The following is a 22758-nucleotide window of genomic DNA, read 5'->3' on the forward strand; positions in this document are numbered from 1 at the left end:
CAGAGCGCCGCACGCACGATGGGGGAGGGCGCAGGGATGCGCAGGACATGGACGGCGAACAGCTCGTTCCAACTGATCGCGGCCGGCCTGGGGGTGGCCCTGGTGGCGGCCGGGCTGGTGGCCTCGGGGCCGCCGCCGACGACGCATCGGGCCGCGCCGGCCATGGTGCCGGCCGCGGCGGACAGCTGCGGTGACGCGACCGGCACGGGCGCGACCACGGCGAGCGTGCCGGCGCCGACGGTGCCCGACCACGAGGAGATGGTCGGCCCGGCCGAGCCGCTCACGCATGTGGTGGCCTGGGGCGGCGCGCAGGTCGCGATCAAACCGGGGGCGCTGGCCAAGGCGACGGGCATCGGCATCAGCGGGCTGCCGGCGACCGACCTGGCGCCGATGGACGGCGGCATGACCGACGTGACGGGCAAGGCGCGGCCGGGCTTCCGGTTCACGCCGCACCCGTTGCAGTTCCTCAAGGACGTCGAGGTGACGCTGCCGTATGATCCGGCGCTCGTGCCCGACGACTTCACCGCGTCGGACCTGTACACCTACTTCTACGACGACGTCGCCCACTGCTGGCAGGTGCTGCAACGGGAGTCCGTCGACGAGACCGCGCACACCGTCACGTCGCTGACCAGCCACTTCACCGACTTCGTGAACGCGACGGTGACGGCGCCGGAGAGCCCGCAGAACGTGTCGTTCAACCCGACGCAGATCAAGGGGCTCCAGGTCGCCGACCCGGCCGCGCAGGTGCGGCTGATCAACCCGCCGACCGCCGACAGCCGCGGCGACAACCGGCTCAGCTATCCGATCGAGACGCCGCCGGGACGCCACGGCGTACAGCCGACGCTGGCGGTGTCCTACTCGTCCGCGGGCGGGGACGGCTGGCTGGGGCTGGGCTGGGATCTCACGCTGCCCGGCGTCTTCGTCGACACGCGGTGGGGCGTGCCCCGCTACGACACCGCGACCGAGACCGAGACCTACCTGCTCAACGGGCAGCAGCTGAACCCCGTCACGTATCGCGGGCCGGCGGTCGCGCGTACCGCGGAGAAGGTCTTCCACCCGCGTGTGGAGGGGTCGTTCGCGCGGATCGTGCGCCACGGCGCCGATCCGAAGTCCTACACCTGGGAGGTGACCGACAAGACCGGCGTGCGGTCGCTGTACGGCGGCGCCGGGGCGACGCTCACCGACAACGACGGCAACGTCTACCAGTGGGCGCTGCGCGAGGTGCGCGACCCGCACGGAAACGTCATGACCTTCACGTACGCGCAGGTCGACGACACCGGTCTGGACGGCGGCACGGAACCGGGCCGCAACCTGTACCCGAAGAAGATCACCTACACCGGGACGGGCACCACCCCCGGCCGGTACGCGGTGACCTTCGTCCGCGACCGGGAACTGAACGAGCCCCTGCGGGCCGACAAGTCGATCGACGCCCGGGGCGGCTTCAAGCGGGTGACGGCCGACCGGCTGCGACGCGTCGACGTGACCCTCGACGCCACCGTGGTACGCCGGTACGAGTTCGCCTACACCCAGGGCGCCTTCGACAAGACGCTGCTGAAGTCCGTGACGCAGCTCGACGGCGCGGGGACGGTGTTCACCCGGCACGACTTCGCGTACTTCGACGACATCCGCGACGCCCACGGCGACTACCAGGCGTTCAAGAGCGCCGACTGGACCGTGCCGGGCGACGGGCTCAGCCAGACCGCGGTCGACATCACCGACGACGACGCGGGCGACGCCAGCGCACTGAACGCCGGCAAGAGCACCAGTGCCGGCGGCCACCTATACGTCGGGGTCGGGGAGTCGCCCAGCAAGTCCGGCACCGTGGGCCTGAAGACCGGTTTCCAGCACACCTCCGACGAGGGCGTCCTGGCGCTCGTCGACGTCGACGGGGACAACCTGCCGGACAAGGTGTTCCGCGACGGCGGCACGGTCCGCTACCGCAAGAACCTGTCCGGACCGCACGGCCAGCCCCGCTTCGCCGACGAGGCGAAGACGCTGAACCTGCCGTCGATCCAGGGTTCGAGCAGCAACACCCTGACGCTCGGCGTCGAGGCGTACCCGGGGGCGGCGGCGCTGCAGCTGGACTACGTCAACACCTTCGTCACCGAGGACACGTACTTCAGCGACGTGAACGGGGACGGCATCGTCGACCTCGTCAACGGTTCGAGCGTCCTGTTCGGCCGGGTCGGCGCGAACGGCGTACCCGTGTACGGGGTCAGCGCCGACACTCCCGTACCGGTGGCGTCCGGGGCGGTCGACACGACCGGCCTGCTGGGCGACCTTGCCCCCGACCGGGAGCGGATGGCCGACTCGTACCCGCTGCTGGACACCGTACGCCGCTGGGTCGCGCCCTACGCGGGCGTCGTACGCGTCGACGGCACGGTCACGCTGCAGTCCGGCGGGGCCGGGGACGGCGTACGCGTCGCGGTGCAGCACGAGGGGACCGAACTGTGGTCCGACACGATCGAGGCGGCCGACTCCTCGCCGCACACTCCGTCCAACATGGACGCCGTCACCGTGGCGGCCGGGGACCGGCTCTACTTCCGGGTCCAGTCGCGCGACGACGGCAGCCACGACGAGGTCGCCTGGGATCCGGTGATCACCTATCAGGGCGTACCGGCGACGACGGACGTCAACGGGCTCGACGCGTACCGGTTCCAGGCGTCCGGGGACTTCACGCTCGGCGGCCGGATCGTCACGGTGAAGGCGCCGCTGACCGGGACCCTGCACCTCTCCGGCGACCTGCACAAGAACGCGGCGACCACCGACGACGTCACCGCGCTCATCACCCGCGACGGTACGCCAGTCCTGCAGCAGACCCTGCCGGGCGGCTCGGCCGGTACGGTGGCGGTGAACCTCGACGTCAACGTCCAGAAGGGACAGACGCTCGCGTGGCGGGTCCAGGTCGACTCGCCGATCGACGCGAGCCGGATCGCGTGGGTGCCGCGGGCGTTCTACACCGCGGCGGACGGCGTCGACCGGCTGACCGATCCGCAGGGCAACCCGATCATCGACGTGTTCCCGCCCTACGATGTCGACCTGTACCCGGTCGACGGGCTGACCTCGCCGCAGACGCCGCTGGGCGTGGTACCCGACGGGGACGTCACGGTGTCCCCGGCGCTGACGTTCGACTTCGGTGACACGAAGCCGGACGACCGGCCGTCGGGACGGATCGTCTTCACCGTCAAGCGGCGCGGCGAGCTGGTGGCCAAGAGCGTCTTCACGGTCGACAAGGGCGTCCTGACCTCACCCGGTACGCTCACCGTCCACCCGGTCGCCACCGGCGGGGCGCAGGACGAGCTGTACTTCGACTTCAGCACGACCGAGCCGAAGCTGCGCCCGTTCCTGACCGGCCAGTCCGCCCACGTCGTGCACCAGAACGGCACGTCCCAGGACGGGCAGAGCGTCTTCCACAGCACCGCTGAGGAAGGGGCGTTCCCGCAGGCGTACCGGGGATGGGGCGGGGTCGGCTACAACGGCAACAAGGACCGCGCCGGGCAGCCGATCGTGCAGGACGACCTCGTCATCGACAAGAACTACGGCGGGCAGCTGCCCTCCACAGTGGATCCGCAGGCGCAGAAGGACGCGTTCGGCCAGGACCCGAAGGTCGACCCGCCGAAGGTCGTCCCGTTCTTCCCGGCCCCCGACCACGACCGGTGGGGCGTCGGCGAGCACTCGTTCGTGACGCGTACCGGGGCGGCCAGCTCGCGGCTGGGCACCGAGTCCATCCAGCTGCCGAGCACGTCGGACTTCGCCGGCACCGCGGTGTCCCGGCTGTCGCGCTCGCAGCAGATCTCGCTCACCGGCTCCGTCGGGGGCGGCTCCGGCTCGCTCGGCGGCAGCCTCGCCACCGGCGACAGCGTCGGCCAGGTCGACTTCCTCGACCTCAACGGCGACCAGTTCCCGGACGTCGTCAGCGGCAACGGCATCCAGTACACCGACCCGACCGGCGGCCTCGGCGGCAAGCGCGGCACCCTGCCGGACGGCGCCGTGCGCTCCAGCTCCACCGAGTCCGGCAACGCCAGCGCGGGCAGCGCCGCCCGGACCATCCAGACCGGCGCGGGCAACGCCGGGCCGACCGGCGAGACGCCGGCGACCACCGCCCACGCCGGCAACGACCTGCCGCCGTTCGGCGTCGGGGCCAACCTCGGCGGCAGCCGCTCGCACATCGCCTTCGACCTGCTCGACGTCAACGGCGACGGCCTGCCCGACCGGGTGTACGCCGACGGAAAGGTGGCCCTCAACCTCGGCTACCGGTTCGGGGCCGCCGAGCAGTGGCGCAACCCGGCTCCGGTGAACGAGGGCAGCGGCACGGATCTCGGGGCGAACCTCGGGTTCAACACCGACTTCTACGGCTTCGCCGGCGGCGCGGCCTTCGAGCGGGACGTCTCCGGCGTGGCGAGCACCCTGCTCGACGTCAACGGCGACGGGCTGGCCGACCGGGTGTTCGCGGGTGATCCGATCATGGTGGGGATCAACACCGGGAACGGCTTCGACGCGCCGGTCGCGTTCCACGGCAGCCTGTCCGGGCTGACCAGGGACCAGAACGCGTCGGCCAGCGCCGGGGCGTACTTCACCTTCGGCATCTGCTTCATCGTGGTCTGCGTCGTCATCAATCCGGGGGCCAGCGCGTCCCTGGGCGCGTCGCGTACCGAGCAGGCGCTGCGGGACGTCAACGGCGACGGGTTCGCCGACCACGTCGCGTCGGTCAAGGACGACCGGCTCGTGGTGGCCGAGAACCAGACCGGCCGGACGAACCTGCTCAAGACCGTGACCCGGCCGCTGGGCGGGCACATGGACTTCGACTACACCCGCGACGGCAACACCTACGGCCAGCCGCAGTCGAAGTTCGTCCTGTCGAAGGTCGCCGTGGACGACGGGCACCCCGGCGACGGCGCGGACGTGTCCCTGCTGACGTTCGAGTACTCCGGCGGCCACTACGACCGCCTGGAGCGCGAGTTCGACGGGTACGCCACGGTCGTCGAGCGGCACCGCGACCCCGACGGCGGGGCGGTGGGCCGCAGCATCACCTACGAGTACCGCAACGACGGCCCCTACACGCACGGGCTGCCGACGCGGACGACCACGACCGACGCGGCCGGGCACAAGTTCCTGCAGACCGAGAGCACGTACGCGCTGCGCGACGTCGACCACCCGGACGCGACCGCCGATCCGCACAGCCCGACGGCGACGATCTTCCCGCAGCTCGTCCGCACGGACAGCCGCTTCTACGAGGGGCAGACCGATCCGGGCGAATCGACGTTCACGACCATGGAGTACGACGCCCTCGGCAACGTCACCCGGACGTTCGACGCCGGCGAGCCCGGGACGTCCGACGACCTGGAAACGCGTACCGGCTATGCGGACTGCCCGGCGTCGGGGATCACCGGCATCGCGGACGACGTCCAGGTGACCGGCGGCGGGACGACGATGCGCAAGCGGGAGTCCACCGTCGACTGCGCCACCGGCGACGTGACGCAGATCCGGTCGAAGCTGGCCAACGGCGACACGGCCGTCTCCGACCTGGAGTACTTCGCCAACGGCAACCTGAAGGCGGTCACCACGCCGCCCAACAAGAACGGCCAGCGGTTCCGCACCGACTACGGCTACGACGGCGTGGTCGACACCTACGTCGAGTCGGTGACCGACAGCTTCGGCTACCACTCGACGAGCACCCACGACCTGCGGTTCGGCTCGCCGGCCACCAGCACCGACATCAACCACCAGCCGATCGTCAACACCTACGACTCCTTCGGCCGGCTGATCTCGGTCGCCGGACCCTACGAGCAGCCCGAGGGCCGGGTCACCGCCTCGTTCGAGTACCACCCCGAGGCACCCGTCCCGTACGCGGTCACCCGGCACATCGACCGGCAGGCGGACGGCGTCCACGCGGACACGATCGACACCATCGCGTTCGCGGACGGGCTCGGCCGCACGATCCAGACGAAGACCGACGCGGCGGTCGCCACGGGGCCGGACACCCCGCCGGCGAACGTCATGGTGGTCACCGGCAAGGCGGTCTACGACTTCCTCGGCCGGATCGTCCAGCAGTCCTATCCCGTGACCGAACCCAAGGGCGCGGCCAACACCGCCTTCAACGCGTCGGTGGACCCCGTCGCGCCGGTGGCGCAGACGTTCGACGTGCTCGACCGGCCGACGCGTACGGTGCTGCCGGACGGGACCGTCTCGACCCAGTCCTACGGCTTCGGTGCCGACCGCTCCGGGGCCAACCGGTTCGAGGAGACCGCCACCGACGCCAACGGCAAGTCCCAGCGCACCTACACCGATGTACGCAAGCAGGTGACCACGGTCAAGGAGTTCAACCCGGCCGGCGGCCAGCCGGTGATCCTCACCAGTTACGGCTACGACGCGCTCGGCCAGCAGACGTCCATCGTGGACGATCACAACAACGCGACCACGACGGCGTACGACAACTTCGGCCGGGTCGTCAGCGTCGTCAGTCCGGACACCGGGCGTACCGACACCGTCTACGACCTGGCCGGCAACCTGACCAGGAGGATCACGGCGAACCTGGCCGCGCAGTCGAAGGCGGTCGAGTACGACTACGACTACAACCGCATCAGCGGCATCCGCTACCCGGTGTTCACCGCGAACAACGTCACCTACACCTACGGCGGTCCCGGGGCGGCCAACAACGGCGCCGACCGCGTCGTGTCCATCGTGGACGGCGCCGGTACGCTCACCCGCGAGTACGGCCCGCTCGGCGAGACGACCAAGGAGAGCCGGACGGTCGCGGGGCAGGCCGGGCACCTCTCCACGTTCACCACGCAGTACCGGTACGACACGTGGAACCGGGTGCTGACGCTCACCTACCCCGACAGCGAGGTGCTGACCTACCACTACGACTCGGGCGGCTACGTCGACACCGCGACCGGCCTCAAGGGCGGCCACACGTACGCATACCTGACCCGGCTGGACTACGACAAGTTCGGTGACCGGGTACTGCTCGACACGGGCAACGGGACGCGTACGCGGACGACGTTCGATCCGCAGACGCGGCGGCTGGACACGCTGAAGGCGAACATCGCCCAGGGCTACGTGTTCGAGAACTTCCGCTACACCTACGACAACGTCGGCAACATCCTGCAGATCAAGAACGACACGGTGGCGCCGACGGATTCGGACGTGGGCCAGAAGGTCGGCGGGCCGAGCACGGAGACCTTCCGGTACGACGACCTCTACCGGCTCGTCCACGCCGAGGGCAGCTACACCCCGCGCGGCACCAAGACCGACAAGTACCAGCTGGACGAGACCTACGACAGCATCAGCAACCTCACCGGCAAGACCCAGGTCCACCAGTTCGTGAGCAACGGCAACACGCAGACCGACAACAAGCTCACCTACGACTTCGACTACGGGTACGCCGCCGCGCAGCCGCACGCGCCGACGGCGATCGGGACGGACGCCTACGCGTACGACGCCGACGGCAACCAGATCAGCCGGAACATCCAGGGCAACCAGCCCCGCCAGATGGTCTGGGACGAGGAGAACCGGCTGGCCTGCTCCAACTCGCGGGGCGACCACGCGCCGCTGCCGCAGACGCCGGCCGGGTGCGACAACCCCGGCGGGCAGCCCGACGCCCGGTTCCGCTACGACGACCAGGGCAACCGGATCGTCAAGGACGGCTCGGCGTTCCACTTCTACCCGAACCAGAACTACTCCACCGACGGCAACCACGAGTTCAAGCACATCTTCGTCGGCGACACCAAGCTGCTGACCAAGACCGTCGACAAGAACCTGAACAAGGTCGAGGACCAGCAGTTCTACTCCCACGACGACCACCTCGGCTCCACCGGGTTCATCACCGACGCCGACGGCAGGCTGGCCGAACACCTGCAGTACATGGCGGGCGGCGAGACGTGGGTCGACGAGCACCCGTCCCAGCCGGTGCCGCAGCAGTACACCGGCAAGGAACTCGACCCCGAGACCGGGCTCTACTACTACGGCGCGCGGTATTACGACCCGCGTACCTCCGTGTGGCAGAGCGCCGACCCGGCGCTGCCGTCCGCGGCACCCGGATCGCGGGATCTGTCGGCGTACCTGTACGCCCGCGGCAACCCCGTGCGCTACAACGATCCGGACGGGCGTAGCCCGGCATTCGGCGCTCCATCCGGCGCGACGGGCCGCGCGGCGGTGGAGTGGCATCCGACCCAGCCGCACAACCATCTGCCGGGGGCGGCGAACTGGGCCGGGGTCCAGCAGGTGCTGGAAAGCAAGCAGGGGTTCTACGAGAACTACTGCCGGGACCGGTCGTTCGACCGGGTGTCGCACCTGACGCTCGGCCACTCCGAGGACGAGCCGCTGGCCCACGACCACCTGCAGCACTACCTCACCGGGCAGGGCAGCACCCTCGTCGAGGACGCCAACCTCGACCGGCTGCTGCGCGACGACCACGAGATCGCGTACTGGGTGGAGAAGTCGATCGTCAAGGGCGTCACCGCCGCCGGTACGCAGAAGACCGGGCTCATCGCCGGCCACCTTCGCATCGATCAGCAGGACTACACGATCGCGGAGTTCAAGAACTCGTTCGGCGCCATCGACCAGGTGGACTGGTCCTACAACCTCGACACCGGCAAGGTCCAGGTCTGGTTCCAGGACCGGTACGAGTGGCATCCCGTCTACAAGGGACTCTACGACCGGTTCGCCGACGACGATGTCCGGGAGACCAACTGCATCCATGCGGCCCTGGTCGAGATGAAGTCGCAGGGCGCGGAGGACTATTGGATGCAGGGCTTCACCGAACTGTCCCGCAAGGACCTCCAGCAGAGCGCCGACGGCTGGGACCACAAGCGCGGCACCCAGGTGAACTCCTCCAAGTGAAAGCACAGTGGGGCGGGCCGACCAGCCCGCCCCACTTCAATCTTCATAAGAGAGACCCATGGTCGGCCGGGCTTATCCGCTAACGCGCCGTTTCGGTCCTTCCTCATCTGGGAGTACGCCTACACGGCGCCAACCGGGCGTCGGTTGGCCGCGGAACGAGCGCGATCTTGACGGATGTGGCGAAACCAACGCTTCCGGCCGGTGGTAGGGGTGGTTTCGCCACATCCGTCAAGGTCATGTCCCCGGTGGTCGGTATCCTTCCGTATTTGTCCGGTTTGGCGCGGGCCGTGGCGGGCTGGATCTTGACGGATGTCGGGAAAGAAGCATCATTCTGGCCGGGTGACGTCACTTTCTAGACGTCCGTCAAGATCAACGCCTGCGGAAGCCGGTCGGCCCAAGATTGAGGCGAGTATCCGGACGTGCCGAGGAGATCGGGCCGCTATGACGACACCCGGGACGCGACTCTGATCATGAGGGCCACAGTCCTAGGCGAATGGGCCTCCTCCATATCGGACAGTCGAGACAAAGGTCAACCGTGGGTGAGGATGAAAGCGTGACCGGGTCGCGGTGGATGATGCGTCGCCTCACCCACCTGGCAGCGGAGGCCTCGGAGCGAAGCGGAGGGGCCGGAGCGGTCTCCCGCGCGAGGAGCGGAGGTGAGATCGACGAACCCGGGACAAGGTCCAAAAAGATTGTCTACAAAGGATGATAGCCGCAGCGGACCCCGGTGCGGACCGTGCGAGAGAGATGGGCTCCGATGAGCGGTTCGGCCGCGGCGATGTGCTGGACGGCGCGGCGGATCGTCTTGCCGACCGCGATCCGCGCCCGCTCCTGGTCGTCGCCGAACCGACGGTGCCGGCCCGCGAGGCCGGCGGCCCCGGCGAGCTGGCTGGTGATCCAGTCGCGTTCCGCGACGGCCGCCGCGCCCCGCTCGGAGCTCAGCCGGGCCAGCCGGCCGCGGTACGCCCGGACGGCCGCCGGATCGAGCACCGCCTGCCGGGACAGCGCCGGGCCGCGCAGCCCCGGCAGCCCGGCCGCCAGGTCGGCCGCGTCGATCTCCCGGCCCGGGTTCGCCGCCAGGACGGCCAGGTGCAGCAGGCCGACGCGGTGCTCGACGACGGCGCCGACCGCGCCGAGGGACACCCGCCAGCGCCTTCCTTCGCGTACGCAGGTGAACGTGTCCCGGCCGCGGGTCGCGATCACGCTCGGCCAGTGGTCGGGCCGGTCGGCGTACGGCAGCAGGCGCTCGTAGGCCGCCGACCGGGTCTCGGCGTCGGTCAGCAGCCGGGCCGCCTCGACGATGCCGTCGAGCACGGCGAGCCAGCCGGGTAGCGGCCGGTCCACATCGGCGGCCAGCGCCGACAGCCCGACGGCCAGCAAGGTCCTGTCGTCTGGAACATTCATGTGATTCCCCCCGTCGCAGTCTTCGACGGAGGCCGGAAACGCCGCGGAAACGATTTCGCGTACCGGGCGCCCGACCGGCGGCGCTCCTACGACCATTCCGGCGCGGGGCTACCCGGATTCCCCGGCCGCGCTGAACCGGGCCGCGAAGGGGATCAGGCCCTGCCGCTCGGCGACACCCGCCTTGGCCAGCAGGCTCGCCACATGCTTCTCGACCGTACGCGGGGACAGCACCAGCCGGCGGCCGATCTCGGCGTTCGTCAGCCGGTCGGCCACCAGCGCGAGGACCTCGAACTCGCGTACCGAGATGCCGTAGGCGTGCGCCAGCGCGGGCAGGTCCGCCGCGCCCTGGCGGTGCTGCGGTACCGGCGTACCGGCCTCGCGCAGCAGTTCGCGGCAGGCGCGGGCGACCGCCGGGGCGGTGTCGTGGAAGTACGCCTCCGCCGACCGCAGCCACGCGACGGGATCCCCCCAGCCGTCCCGCAGCGCATGGGGTGCTACGAGCCGCAGGCCCAGATGCCGCGCCAGCGGGTACGCCGCCGCGACCGCCTCGAACCCGGCCATGGCCCCGGCGTCGCGCTCGGCCACCGCGGCGGCGAGCAGGATGAACTGGTTGTTCCAGCCGGCCTGGCTCTGCACGGACGCGGCCAGCGCGCGTACCTCGGCGGCGCCCGATCGTCCATCGAGGACGGACAGCAGCAGGTGCGGGCCCTGGATGAACGACAGGAACGACGTCGGCTGCCGGGTCTCCCGCGCGGCCGCCGCGACCAGTTCGGCGACCGCGGCCGCCCGGTCCTCGTGCAGCAGATGTCCGAACGCCACCCCGAAACCGTGGACGGCCGAGGAGAACTCCTCCTCCTCGCCGCCGAGGTCCGCGTACGCGCGCAGCAGCCGGTCGGCGTCCGCGCGGTCGCCCTGATGCCCGGCGGCCATCACCCGGATGCCCAGTGCCGTCCGCCGGGTCCGGATCAGCCGCAACCGCCCGGCCGTCTCCTCGACCGCGCGGGCCGTCCGCGTCGCCTGCGCGTACTCGCCGCGGCAGACCTGCATCACCGCCGTCTGCAAGCCGTTCTCCAGCGCGACGACGACGGCACCGGCGTCCTCGGCGGCCTCCCGGGCCAGCCGCAACTGGGTCAGGTCGGCGTGCCGGACCGCGTGGTCGGCGCCGAGGCTGTAGAGCAGCGACAGCCGCCAGGTGACCAGCCCGTGCGCCTCGGCGACGGCCAGCCCGCGTTCGTAGAGCGCGTCGGCCTCGGCCAGGTCGCGCAGCCGGGTGATGCGGCCCAGCGTCATCAGCGCGTGGCACACCACCTCCGGCAGCCCGGCCGCCATCGCCCCGGCCAGCGCGCGCGAGGCCAGGACCGCCGCGGCCGCCAGCCGGTCCGCCGCCGGCCGGCCGAGGACCAGCTCCGCCTCGACCGCGTCGAGCGCCGGGTCCGGGACCGCGCCGAGCAGCCGCCGGGCGTACGCCACCTCGTCCAGGCCGCGATCCCACTGCCCGGCCGCCTCGGCGACCCGGGCCAGCCGCAGGTGCAGGGCGACCCGCGCCGCGGCGCCGCGCAACGTCAGCCGTTCCCCCAGCGCGTACGCGTCCGCGACCCGCCCGGCGGTCGCGTACGTCTCGACGAGGGCGACACCGAGATCGGCGGCCAGGTCGGCGTCGCGGGCGGGGGAGAGCATCGCCAGCGCCCGTTCCAGCAGATCGGCCGCGGTCGACAGGGCACCGCAGGCGGCCGCCCGGCGACCGGCGACGCCGAAGCGCTCGGCGGCCAGGCGCGGCTCCCCGGCCGTGGCCCAGAGCTCGCCGGCCACCCGCTCCCAGCCGTCGAAACCGCCGCCCGCCTCCGCCAGCGCCAGCGCCGCCCGCCGGGCCAGGAGCGCGCGTTCGATCGGCAGCAGCCGCGCGTACAGGGCTTCGGCGGTGAGGGCGTGGCGGAAGGCGTACCAGAGCGGATTCTCCTGCGGGACGACGAGCTGGGCGTCGACGGCGGTGCGCAGGGCCCGCAGCAGGACGTCCTGGGTGACGCCGGCGGTGGCCCCGGCGACGGCGGCGGGGAAGCGGCGGCCCAGGATCGCGCCCGCCCGCAGGACCGCGACGGTCTCGGGGTCGAGGCGCTCGGCGCGGGCGGCGAGGGTGGTGGCGAGGCTGCCGGGCAGCGGGGGGAGCGCGGAGCCCAGCATCGTCCACTGTGTTCCGTCGTGGCCGAGGACGCCGTCGTCGACGAGCCCGGCCAGCAGCTCCTCGACGTGCAGCGGTACGCCGTCCGCCGCCGCCAGCACCCGGTCGAGCACGGCCGGCGGGACCTGCCCGGCCGGTACGCCGAGACTGGCCCCCGCGAGCCGCCGCACGGCGTCGTCGTCCAGACTGGACAGCTCCAGCACGGTGGCCGTACGCCGCCGGTGCGCCGCGCGGATCATCGCGATCCCCGCCCCCGGCCCGGTACGCGCCGTCGCGACGATCCGGATCGGATGGCCGGAAGCGTTGTCCACCAGGTAGTCCACGACGGCGAGCGTGTCGGCGTCGGCGTCGTGCAGGTCTTCGAGCAGCAGGACGCAGCCGCCGGCCCGGCCGAGCACGAGGAGCAGCCGCAGGACGGCCTCGGCCAGCACGACCAGCGACTCGTCGACGTCCGCCGCCGCGTGGACCCGCCACTCCGGCACCAGCCGGGCCAGCGCGGGCAGGTACGCGTGCAGCTGCGGATCGTCCGGCGGCCCCGACCGGCGCAGCACCGACAGCAGCGCCTCGTTCAGCGGGCGGAACTGCGCCCCGGCCGCCGCCGCCCGGCCGCGCAGCACCGTCAGGCCGCGCCCCTCGGCGTACCGGGCGGCCTCGGCGACCAGCCGCGACTTGCCGATGCCGGGCTCGCCGACCACGAACACCGCCGACCCCGGCTCGGTCACGGCCGACCGCAGCGCCGCCAGCTCCGCGTCCCGCCCCACCACGTCGCTGCCGCCGAGCCACACGCCCGGCGCGGGGCTCGGGGCGCGCCCCGCCGCCGTCTCCAGCACCGGATCCTGCCGCAGCATCGCCGCCGCCAGCTCCCGCACCGCCGGCGCCGGCTCCACGCCCAGCTCCGCACCCAGAACAACCTGCAGCCTCTTGTACGCAGCCAGCGCGTCCGCCGACCGGCCACCCCGGTAGAGGGCGAGCATGAGGTACGCGTACAGCTGCTCGTCGAGGGGGTGCTCGCCGGTCAGCCGGTCCAGCTCCGGGACCAGGCTCAGCTCCTCGCCCATCGCCAGCCGCGCCTCGATCAGCGCCCGCGTGGCCCGCAGGCGCAGCTGCTCCAGGTGCCGGGCCTGCTCCATCAGCGACGGTACGCCGTCCACATCGGCCAGTGGCCGGCCCCGCCACAACGCCAGCGCCGCCCGCAGGTGCTCGGCCCGGTGGGCGGGGTCGACGGGCCGCGTACCCCGCCGGACGAGGTCCTCGGCCAGCCCGGCGTCGACCGAGCGCGGGTCGAGCCGCAGCACGTAACCGGGCGGCCGGGCGACGATCAACGTCCGTCCACCCAGGACGTCGCGCAGGTACGAGATGTGCCGCTGCAACGTGTTCACCTGCGCGGCCGACCGGTCCGGGCCCCACACGACGTCCATCAGGGTGTCGGTGCTCACCACCTCACCGCAGCGCAACGCCAGCGCGGCCAGCAGCGCCCGGCGGCGTACGCCGTTGACGGGCCGGGGCGTTCCGTCGATCAGGACGTCGACCGGCCCCAGCAGCCGTATGAGCACTTTCCACCCCCAGGAACCCTGTTCGCCCCGAGGTTACCGATGCGTACGGACATGCGGTGTTCACGAGTCGGACAAGCGACTCAGGGGCTAGGTCATCATCAATCGACTCCTGGTTCCGCCTCCGCCCCGGCGGCGAGGTGAAGGCGGAAGGCAGCGGATTCCACTGATACCTTCGTCGTCGCGATCGGCGGCGCCGACCGCTGCCCAGGCGGACCGATAGACATGATGGAAGGTCGATGGACGAGTATCGGCGGCGCCTCCGCGACCGTTTTCTCAGCGCGCCCGTGCTGCCTGTACCGGAGCCCTGGGTCGGACTCGCGGCGCCGAACACCACCATTCCCGTCGGCGGGCTGATCGGAGTCGGCTTCGCGCCGGATCCCGTCACCGGCGCAGATCTTCTCCTGGTTGCCTCCCACAGCGGCCGAGGCCTGTTCGACCCCGCCACAGGCGCGAGGACGGCGAGGGATCACGATCTCGAGCTCGGCTATCCGACCGGGCCGGACCTGTCCTGTGCGGGGATCGGCCCCCTGGCCGGTACGCGCATCCAGATCTCCGGCCTGTTCGGCGGTGGCCTGCACACCACCGCGGAGGACGGCTGGGCGGTCGACGTCGTGGCGCCCGAGTGGCCCGACGAGCGCGTTCTGCTGTCCGGCCTGGGTTCCGACATCTACCGAGGGACCCTCGGTGTGCACTGGTGGCACATCTTCCATTCCCGGCGCTCCGAACTCCGAGCCGCCGGATTCTCCCCTTCGGGGCGGACCCTCGTGGTGGCCACCAGCAGCGATGTGACGCTCTGGCACCGGCCGTGACCCGTCACCTCAGACGGGTCAGCGTGTCGTACGCTGCGGCGATGGATACCGCCGAGCAGATCCTCGCCCAGCTCGACGAGGCCGCGCGCGCGTACCGGTTCGCCAATCCCGAGCACCCGTACTCCTTCGCCATCGACGCCCGGCTGCACCTGTTCCGCGACGACTCCCGATGGGCGTTGCTGATCGAGCTGGTCGGCTACAACCCGCGAGCCGGCAATGTCGTCGACGTCGTGTACACCTACGGCAACTGCCTGACCCGCGGCGGCCCCGGCTGCGAGAACGAGGACTTCCTGTCCCGGATCGACAACATGGACGAGATCGAGAACGACGACGACCCGGAGTGCCTGTGCGTCGACGGCGGGCCCGTGGAGATCCGGGGCCGGCGCATCACGGTGGACGCAGCCGCCGGCGACTCGCTGGAGGACGTCTTCCGGCTGCTGGTGCCGGAGCACCGCGATCTGCTGCTGGCCGACGAGGACGAGCTGCGCCGCCGCATCCCGGCCGATCTGCCCCGGGTGCTGGTCCTGGACGAGTGGTGGCATCGCGCGCCCGAACGGTACGACCAGCTGCCCGGCGGAACCGAGACCTTCCAGCAGCTTGCCGCGGTCCTCGCGACCGGCGACCTGGCGGCGTACCGGCCGACGAGGTCGCCGAACACGCACTGGACGAACTGGCCGGAATCCGGATCGCTGTGACGGTCATCGCGGAGCTGGACGAAGCGGCTCTTCGGCAACTCGTCGGCTGCGAGGTCAGCGCGGTCTGCTTCGTGCGCGACTACGTCGAGCTGCATTTCGACGGGCCGGTGCTTCGGGCGGTCAGCGACCCGTTCGGCCGTTACGGCTGCTGGGGCTGGCGGTTCCCCGAAGGCAACTCGGCCACCGTGATGCGCAACTACATCAGCAAGACCGTGGACGAGGTCGAGCTCGTCCCCGACGGCTTCCTGGCCCTCGACTTCGGCGAGCATCGCTTCGCTGTTCCACTGGACGAAGGGTCGCGTACCGGCCCGGAGAGCGCGCATCTGCTCATGCCCGACGCGGACGGCCACCGGATGTGGATCTGCTGACGGGGTGCCGACCGTGAGGTCCGGCATCGACGAAGACCTGAGCGATGGGGATTCAGGCGTGGAATGCGGCGAGGCCGGTACGCCAGGCGGCGTCGAGGTCCGCGCCGGGCGCGAACCGCTCATGCAGTTCGAGGACGACCATGCCGTGCAGGAACGCCCAGACCGCCCGGGCCAGGTCCACGTCGCCGCCGACCGCCTCGATCAACGGCCGGGCCGCGGCCTCCTCGACGCCGGGGCTGAGCAGGTCGCGCCGCAGCGGCCGCCCGCTCATGAGCAGGTAGAGGTGCGGCTGCCGCCGGGCGAAGTCCCGGTACGCCTTCGCCAGCGCCGCCACCGGGTCGGCCGCACCGTCGACTGCGCGGGTGAACAGCTCGGCGCTCTCCTCGAAGCCGACCGAGATGAGAGCGGCTTCGAGCGCCTGCTTGTCGCGCAGATGCTCGTAGAGCGAGGCGGCCCGGATGCCGAGCTGCGCGCCGACGCGGCGCATGGACAGCGCGTCCGGCCCTTCGGACTCCAGGATCTCGCGGGCCGCCTCGACGATCTGGCGTGCTCGCGGGGTGAGGGCGGTGAGCGTACCGGCCATGGTCGGCCCCCTTGGCGATCGTCGACCTAACAGTGTTAGGTTAGCAGCCTAACGGCGTTAGGAAGCACGCCGGCACCGAAAGGAAGCGCATCATGACCGACGACCGGACCGCCATCATGGCCACCGTCGACGCCATCTTCGACACCGTGGACGCGAAGGACTGGGACGCCACCCGCCGGCTGTTCACCGATGAGGTCGACGTCGACTTCACCAGCCTCGCCGGCGGCGTACCGGCGCGGATCACGGTCGACCAGCTCGTCGGCGGCTGGATCGCCGGGCTGCACCCCCGCAAGCAGAGCTGGCACCTCGTGGGGCACTACCGCGTACGCGTCGAGGGCGACACGGCCGTCGTCCACACCAAGGGCTACGCCTGGAACCGGCTCGACGAGGAGCTCGGCGGGGGCATGTGGGAGGTGTGGGGCACCTACGAGCTGCCGTTCACGCGTACGCCGGACGGCTGGAAGGCGTCGGGGTTCGTCTTCAACGCCCAGGCCACCCGCGGTGACGACGCCGTGCGTACGCACGCTCTCGGCTGATCGGCCCCGCGCCCGCGGATATGCCCGTCCGGAGCCATCCGGTGCCGGGACGGCTACGAATTCGTTGAAGACAGGGAAGGGGGCCCACGATGTGTCAGCACAAGCCATCCTGTCCGTCCGCGTGGAGCACCGACCACGACGCGGCCAAGACCGTGGCGTTCCATCCCGAACAGGGATGGTCGCTGCTCTGCAACGGCGTCATCGTCTTCGACGACACCGGCGAGCTTCTCCCCGACGGCCACGTCGTCGCTCCGCACCGGCCGGCCTGCCACGCCCACGCATGACGATCGCGTACGCGGTCCGCGAAGCGAGGAGCTGCCGGGAAATGTCGTAGGCGGCGGTTAGCGTCGGCGGGACTTTTCAGGAAGGGGCGCAGGCGATGCTGGAACCGGCCATGGGTGTGCTCGACGTCGGCGGACGGCGGCTGGCGTACCGGGACTTCGGGGGACCCGGCCGGTTCCTGCTGGCTCTGCACGGGCATTTCGCCGAGGGCCGCACCTTCGCGCCGCTGGCCGAGGCGCTGTTCCCGCGATGGCGGGTGGTCGCCCCCGACCAGCGCGGTCACGGCGACTCCGATCCCGCCGGCGACTACAGCCGGGCCGGTTACGTCGCCGACGCCGTGGCCCTGCTCGACCACCTCGGCGTCGGTACGGCGGCCGTTCTCGGGCACTCCCTGGGCGGGGCCAACGCGTACCAGCTCGCCGCCGCGCATCCCGACCGCGTCAGCGCGCTGGTCGTCGAGGACATCGGCGCGCTGGTGGACATCGACACCACCTTCACCGCCCGCCTGGCCCGGTCCGCACCCAGCCGCGAGGAGCTGTACCGCGCGCTGGGCGGCGCGGCCCGCTACCTGACCGACAGCTTCCGCGACCGCGGCGACCACTGGGGGCTGGCGTTCGACACCGAGGACACGATCGCCTCGCAGCGCGCGCTCAGCGGTGACCATTGGGCCGACTGGCTCGCCTCCGACTGCCCGGCGCTCCTCGTCCACGGCGCCCGCAGCGACGAACTGACCGCCGAGCACGCCGCCGCGATGGCCGCGAAGCGGCCCCGTACCCGGCTGGTCACGCTCGACACCGGGCATGTCGTGCACGCCGACGCGCCGGAGGCCTTTGCGGCGGTCGTCCGCGATTTCCTCGACTCCCAGCCCGGCTGACACCTGGCCGTATGGAACGGGCGGCCGCCTGGATGGGGTGTGCCCGGTCGTCTCTCCGCTGTGGACGGACTGGGCCGCCGTCCTGGAAACGCGTGGATCTGGATCGCAACATCCACGGGCGTACGCGGCTGACGATCGGGGCGATCATCCAGGCGGGCCTCGGTGGTGACCGCGATCGCCGGCCGGGAGTCGTGATCGGCCGGCGGGGCTGACAATCCGGCAGGCCGTGTCCACTCGGGAGTGGACACGGCCCGTCTGCTATCTCCCGTTGAGCGGCACGGCGGCGAGCCCGCCGCCGCGCGAGGGGGTGTCCGAACCGGTCCGGCCGGACGGTCGGCCGGTGACGGCGGCGGCCAGCAGGCGGGGTGCGACGAAGGCGACCGCGAGGGCGAGGACGGCCGGTGCCGACAGGGCCAGCGGCAGCGTCAGGGCAGCGGCCAGCGCGCCGATCAGCGCCGGGCCGACCAGCCCGCCGCTGTAGCTGATCGTCGTGACGACCGACAGCCGGGCGGCCGACCCACCGCCCGCGCTGAGCGTGCCGAGCACGATCGGCCAGACCACGGCCATCCCGGCCCCGACCATGACCCAGCCGCCGAGGGCACAGCCCACCTTGACCGCGACCGTGCCCGGCACCGCTCCCGCCAGGAGGACAAGGCCGTAGCCGCCGGCGGCGACCAGACCGCCGGCCCGCAGCGTCGCGGCCGCGCCGAGCCGGCCGCGCAGCGCGTCCCCGGCGAGACGCACCGCCGTCATGGTCGTGAAGAAGACCGTGTAGACCAGCGATCCGACGGCGGGATCGGCCCCGAGTACGCGCGTCGCGTGCACCCCCGCCCAGTCGGTGGCGGCGCCCTCGGCGACGAACGCGGCCGCCCCCACCAGTCCCAGCAGGACAGTCAGCCGTACGCCGGGCGCGGTGGAGCCCGCCCGACGGGCGCCGTCCTCGACGGGGACGGAGATCACCGGGCTCGCGTCCTGTATCGCGGTGCCCGCCGGCGCCGGCTCGGATCCGGCCGCGGACAGGAGGAGCGCCGCCGCGAGGACGGGCGCGGCGACGAGAGTCACGACGCGTACGCCGACGCCCGCGTGCAGTGACGAGGTGACCCCGGCGCCGCCGACGACGGCCCCGAGACTCCAGGCGCCGTGCAGGACCGAGATGATCGGGCGCCGCAGGGCGCCTTCGAGAGCGACCGCCTGGACGCTCAGCGCCACGTTGAGCGCGCCCAGCAGGATTCCGATCAGGACGGCGGCCGGCAGCAGGGTCGCGAACGACGTGGCGGCGGCCGGGGCGACGAGGGCCAGCGCCGCTGCCGGAGCCGTGGCGCGCAGCAGGAGCGATCCGGTGTACCGGTCGGCGAGCCGCCCCGCGACCGGCATGGCACATAGGCCGCCGACGGCCATCGCCGTCAATACGACCCCCAGCCGTCCGGGTCCGAGGGACAGCCGGGCGTCGGTGGCCGGCAGCGCCGAGGCCCACAGCGCGCTGACCGCGCCGGTCAGCGCGTAGCAGACCGTCATGGCGATACGTGGTCTCATGCCGACGATCCTGGCCGCGGCCCGCGCCGGCGGTCCAACACCTGTTCGACCCCCATTGACCCGCCGGGCGCGTCAATCCGGTAGAACAGGGACGTGCCCGACGACGTGGAGATCCGCCTGCTGCGCCGGTTCGCGGCGGTCGCCGACGAGTTGCACTTCCGCCGGGCGGCCGACCGGCTGTTCATCGCCCAGCAGGCGCTGAGCCGTGACGTCCGCCGGCTGGAGGACCGCCTCGGCGTCCGGCTGCTGGACCGCACGACCCGCCGGGTCTCGCTCACCCCCGCCGGGGAGCTGCTGTCGTCGCGGGCCCGCGAGATCCTGGCGCTCTACGACGCGACCGTGCTCGACCTGCGCGGACCCGCGCCGTCGCTGACCGTCGACGTCGTCGGCACCGGGCTCACCCCGGCCCTGGTCCTGGAAGCCGCCCGCCGCGGCGCGCCCGGGCAGGAATTCTTCGCCCGCTTCCACACCGGACCCGAACCCGCGGCGGCACACCTCGCGGCCGGGCACGTCGAGGTCGCCTTCGGGCGCGGGCACACCCTTCCCGACGGCGTCCGGCACCGGCCCGTGCGCTACGAGCCGATCAGCGTCCTGCTGCCCGAGCGGCACCCGCTCGCCCGGCTGGCGGCCGTCCCGCTGGAATCGCTGCGCGGCACCGGACCGTGCGCCCGGGCCGGCGAGCACGGCAGCCCGGACTGGGAGCACGCCGCCCTCCAGCTCCTGGAACGCTTCGACATCGATCCGCTGGCGGCCCACCCGCACGTCCAGGGCACCGACGAACTCGCGCGCCACATCCGCGAACGGGCCGCCCCCGTCCTGACGGTCTCGACCCGGCCCGCGGTACCCGGCGCGGTCCTGCGCCCCCTCGTGGATCCGGTTCCCCTGTTCCCCTGGGTGATGATCTGGCGTACCGGACTCGGGCACCCCGGCCTCGACGCCCTGCACCGCGCCGTCGACGAGCTGACCGCCGCCCACGGCTGGCTCGCCGTCCCCGCCGGGGCCTGGCTGCCGGAACCCGAGCGCTCCCGGCTCGCGTGAAACACCCGGCGCGTACGCCGAACCGAACCGCGGTCGGGCCGCTCCCGGTACCGTGAGGGTGTTCCCGACCAGGAGAGGAAACACGATCGTGGCTGTCCGTGTGGATCTGAACATCTCACTCGACGGGTACGCGACCACCACGGACCAGACGCCCGAGAACCCGATGGGTGACGACTGGGGCCGCCTGGTCGCCGCGTACGTGGCCACCCGCACGTTCCGGGCCCGGGTCCTGCACGACACGACGGGCGAGGGAACGACGGGCACCGACGACAAGTACGCCGAGGCCTACTTCGCGCAGGTCGGGGCCGAGATCATGGGCGCGGGCATGTTCGGGTTCCATACGCATCCGGACGATCCGGACTGGCGGGGCTGGTGGGGTGAGGAGCCCCCGTTCCGGGTGCCGGTGTTCGTGCTGACCCACACTCCGCGCCCCTCGATCGAGATGGCGGGCGGCACCACGTTCCATTTCCTGGCCGCGACCCCGCAGGAGGCGCTCGACCGGGCGACCGAGGCGGCCGGCGGCGGCGACGTACGCGTCGGCGGCGGCCCCACCGTGGTGCGCGACTTCCTGAAAGCCGGGCTGGTCGACCAGCTTCACGTGGCCATCGCCCCGATCATCCTCGGCGGCGGGATCCGGCTGTGGGACGACCTGCGCGGCCTGGAATCCGGCTACCAGGTGACGGCGGAGACGGCGGAAAGCGGCACGACACACCTCACCTTCCGCCGCTGAGCCGACCGACGCAGCGGCGCATCGACGCCGGCTGGGAACCCCTCGGGCTCCGCAGCCGGCGCGCCCCCCGTGAGCCGGCGCCCTCAACGCGTCAGCACGCGTACAGGGATCCGCTGCCCGTCGGATGCAGGTACTGGCCGTACGACCAGCCGGTGACGCCGGTGCTGTTGTCGGTGAGGTAGAGCCACAGGTACGCCTGCCCGGCGATGCTGCGGTAGCAGATGGCGGTCACCGCGTGGACGCTGTAGCAGAGACCCAGGATGGTCCCGCTGATGGGGGCGTTGCGGATACGCGTTCCGTCGTCGCACTGCACGCCGACGGTCTGGATGCCGATGCCGTGAACGGTCGAGCCGGCGGCGAACGTGGACGGTGCCGCCTGGGCCGGCGACGGCGCGGCCATCGCGGCGGCCACCGCCGCGGTCAGCGCGCTGAGGACGACGGCGATGCGTACCGGGAAACGGAACCTTCTCATCGTTGTACTCCTTGATTCTTCAGCCCCGTTGGGATGTGCAGGACCGCGGCGCCGCTGCAAGTAGCATTCCGATCAGTGACGTTCGCCGATAGACTGCAGGCGTCAGCGGACAGCGCCCTGACACTCGTACGGCCAGCCGCGTCCAGAGGGGGTCCGGGTCACGCCGGTGGAAGATCTTCAGGCGTTCGCCGAGGGGCTGCGCGGTCTGAAAGAGAAGGCCGGCGGACAGAGCCTGCGGAGCCTGGCCGGTGCGATCCACTATTCGCGGACCACGCTGTCCGACGCCTTCAGCGGCAAAGCCGTACCGTCATTGGCGGTCACGCTGGCCATCGTCCGGGCCTGCGGCGGCGACCTGCTCGATTGGGAACGCAGATGGCGGGCGCTGCGCCGGTCGCCGCCCGCCGCCGGATCGAACCCGGCGATCGCCGTGCCGTGGCCGCCGGAGGAGATCGTGGACGACGCCGAACCCGAGGCGGCCGGATGCGCGCGGGAAGCGGTGACCGCCATCGGCGCGAAGGTCGCCCTCGACGGGCGGCGGGTGATCATCGGCCTCGTCGAGGTCCGCCACAACCGGTCCGCCGGCGCCGCCTGGGCGCGCTTCGAGGGCTACGCCAGCTTGGACAATCTCGTCCGGCGCGAGGAGTCCGCGGAGATCATGCTGATGGTGGACCGTGGCTCGGACGGACGCCGGATCGACTACCGCGAGGAGTACGCCTTCGACTACCACTGGACCAACATCCTGCTGGTCGACGGAAGCGCCGTGCGGGCGTACGTCGAGATCTACTTCGGTGACCGGCTGGTGGCATCGGGCGAGACAGCACAGATCGTGCTGCCGTGACCTCGGCACCGCCGGCCGGGGCATTC

The 22758-nt window shown here is 71.8% G+C and carries 15 protein-coding genes; 10 read left to right on the plus strand and 5 right to left on the minus strand.

Annotated features, from left to right (window positions below; translation table 11 throughout):
* The first annotated feature begins 36 nt into the window (after positions 1 to 36).
* Positions 37 to 8841, plus strand: coding sequence for a SpvB/TcaC N-terminal domain-containing protein (locus G401_RS47780; protein ID WP_051367030.1), 8805 nt, complete (start codon positions 37 to 39; stop codon positions 8839 to 8841).
* Positions 8842 to 9537: 696 nt separating this feature from the next.
* On the opposite strand, the gene G401_RS0123310 is transcribed toward G401_RS47780, so the two are convergent.
* On the minus strand, positions 9538 to 10245 hold the full coding sequence (locus G401_RS0123310; RefSeq protein ID WP_157546206.1) for a hypothetical protein: 708 nt from the start codon (positions 10243 to 10245) through the stop codon (positions 9538 to 9540).
* A 108-nt stretch (positions 10246 to 10353) separates the two neighbouring features.
* On the minus strand, positions 10354 to 13974 hold the full coding sequence (locus tag G401_RS0123315; protein WP_051367031.1) for a BTAD domain-containing putative transcriptional regulator: 3621 nt from the start codon (positions 13972 to 13974) through the stop codon (positions 10354 to 10356).
* 236 nt (positions 13975 to 14210) lie between these two features.
* On the opposite strand from G401_RS0123315, the gene G401_RS0123320 reads away from it, so the two are divergent.
* The 3 genes from G401_RS0123320 to G401_RS47785 are packed head-to-tail and all read left to right on the plus strand — an operon-like array spanning position 14211 to position 15846.
* The gene (locus tag G401_RS0123320) at positions 14211 to 14783 is read left to right on the plus strand and encodes a hypothetical protein (protein WP_027344404.1); all 573 of its coding nucleotides are present in this window, start codon (positions 14211 to 14213) and stop codon (positions 14781 to 14783) included.
* Positions 14784 to 14824: 41 nt separating this feature from the next.
* Positions 14825 to 15478 (plus strand): DUF7003 family protein, encoded by a 654-nt coding sequence (locus G401_RS0123325; RefSeq protein ID WP_027344405.1) that lies wholly within the window; start codon positions 14825 to 14827, stop codon positions 15476 to 15478.
* A complete protein-coding gene (locus G401_RS47785) occupies positions 15475 to 15846 on the plus strand; it encodes a hypothetical protein (RefSeq protein WP_051367032.1) in 372 nt (123 codons plus the stop codon). Before G401_RS0123325 ends, G401_RS47785 begins: the two co-directional genes overlap by 4 nt.
* Before the next feature lie 52 nt (positions 15847 to 15898).
* Here G401_RS47785 and G401_RS0123335 read toward each other — a convergent pair whose 3' ends face one another.
* Positions 15899 to 16429, minus strand: coding sequence for a TetR/AcrR family transcriptional regulator (locus G401_RS0123335; protein ID WP_027344406.1), 531 nt, complete (start codon positions 16427 to 16429; stop codon positions 15899 to 15901).
* A 92-nt stretch (positions 16430 to 16521) separates the two neighbouring features.
* On the opposite strand from G401_RS0123335, the gene G401_RS47790 reads away from it, so the two are divergent.
* The 3 genes from G401_RS47790 (at position 16522) to G401_RS0123350 (ending at position 18121) form a co-directional block, all read left to right on the plus strand.
* Positions 16522 to 16965 (plus strand): nuclear transport factor 2 family protein, encoded by a 444-nt coding sequence (locus G401_RS47790; RefSeq protein WP_051367033.1) that lies wholly within the window; start codon positions 16522 to 16524, stop codon positions 16963 to 16965.
* A gap of 89 nt (positions 16966 to 17054) precedes the next feature.
* The gene (locus G401_RS0123345) at positions 17055 to 17249 is read left to right on the plus strand and encodes a DUF5999 family protein (protein WP_027344407.1); all 195 of its coding nucleotides are present in this window, start codon (positions 17055 to 17057) and stop codon (positions 17247 to 17249) included.
* 95 nt (positions 17250 to 17344) lie between these two features.
* A complete protein-coding gene (locus tag G401_RS0123350; protein ID WP_027344408.1) occupies positions 17345 to 18121 on the plus strand; it encodes an alpha/beta fold hydrolase in 777 nt (258 codons plus the stop codon).
* Between the two features lie 258 nt (positions 18122 to 18379).
* Here G401_RS0123350 and G401_RS47795 read toward each other — a convergent pair whose 3' ends face one another.
* Positions 18380 to 19654 carry an MFS transporter gene (locus G401_RS47795; RefSeq protein ID WP_051367034.1) on the minus strand — a complete coding sequence of 425 codons (1275 nt, stop codon included), beginning with the start codon at positions 19652 to 19654 and terminating at the stop codon, positions 18380 to 18382.
* Positions 19655 to 19747: 93 nt separating this feature from the next.
* Here G401_RS47795 and G401_RS0123365 point away from each other — a divergent pair, with 93 nt between their 5' ends.
* Both G401_RS0123365 and G401_RS0123370 read left to right on the plus strand, forming a co-directional pair.
* Entirely contained in the window at positions 19748 to 20692 is a 945-nt protein-coding gene (locus G401_RS0123365) for a LysR family transcriptional regulator (RefSeq protein WP_027344409.1), read from the plus strand.
* A gap of 88 nt (positions 20693 to 20780) precedes the next feature.
* Positions 20781 to 21422, plus strand: coding sequence for a dihydrofolate reductase family protein (locus G401_RS0123370; protein ID WP_027344410.1), 642 nt, complete (start codon positions 20781 to 20783; stop codon positions 21420 to 21422).
* 91 nt (positions 21423 to 21513) lie between these two features.
* Here the strand turns inward: G401_RS0123370 and G401_RS0123375 are convergent, their stop codons facing one another.
* Positions 21514 to 21894, minus strand: a complete 381-nt coding sequence (locus tag G401_RS0123375; protein WP_027344411.1) for a hypothetical protein — start codon at positions 21892 to 21894, stop codon at positions 21514 to 21516.
* A gap of 166 nt (positions 21895 to 22060) precedes the next feature.
* On the opposite strand from G401_RS0123375, the gene G401_RS57180 reads away from it, so the two are divergent.
* Positions 22061 to 22732, plus strand: coding sequence for a helix-turn-helix domain-containing protein (locus tag G401_RS57180; RefSeq protein WP_027344412.1), 672 nt, complete (start codon positions 22061 to 22063; stop codon positions 22730 to 22732).
* Positions 22733 to 22758: the final 26 nt, after the last annotated feature.

Origin of the sequence: Hamadaea tsunoensis DSM 44101 (assembly GCF_000428945.1) — a bacterium.
Taxonomy (GTDB): domain Bacteria; phylum Actinomycetota; class Actinomycetes; order Mycobacteriales; family Micromonosporaceae; genus Hamadaea; species Hamadaea tsunoensis.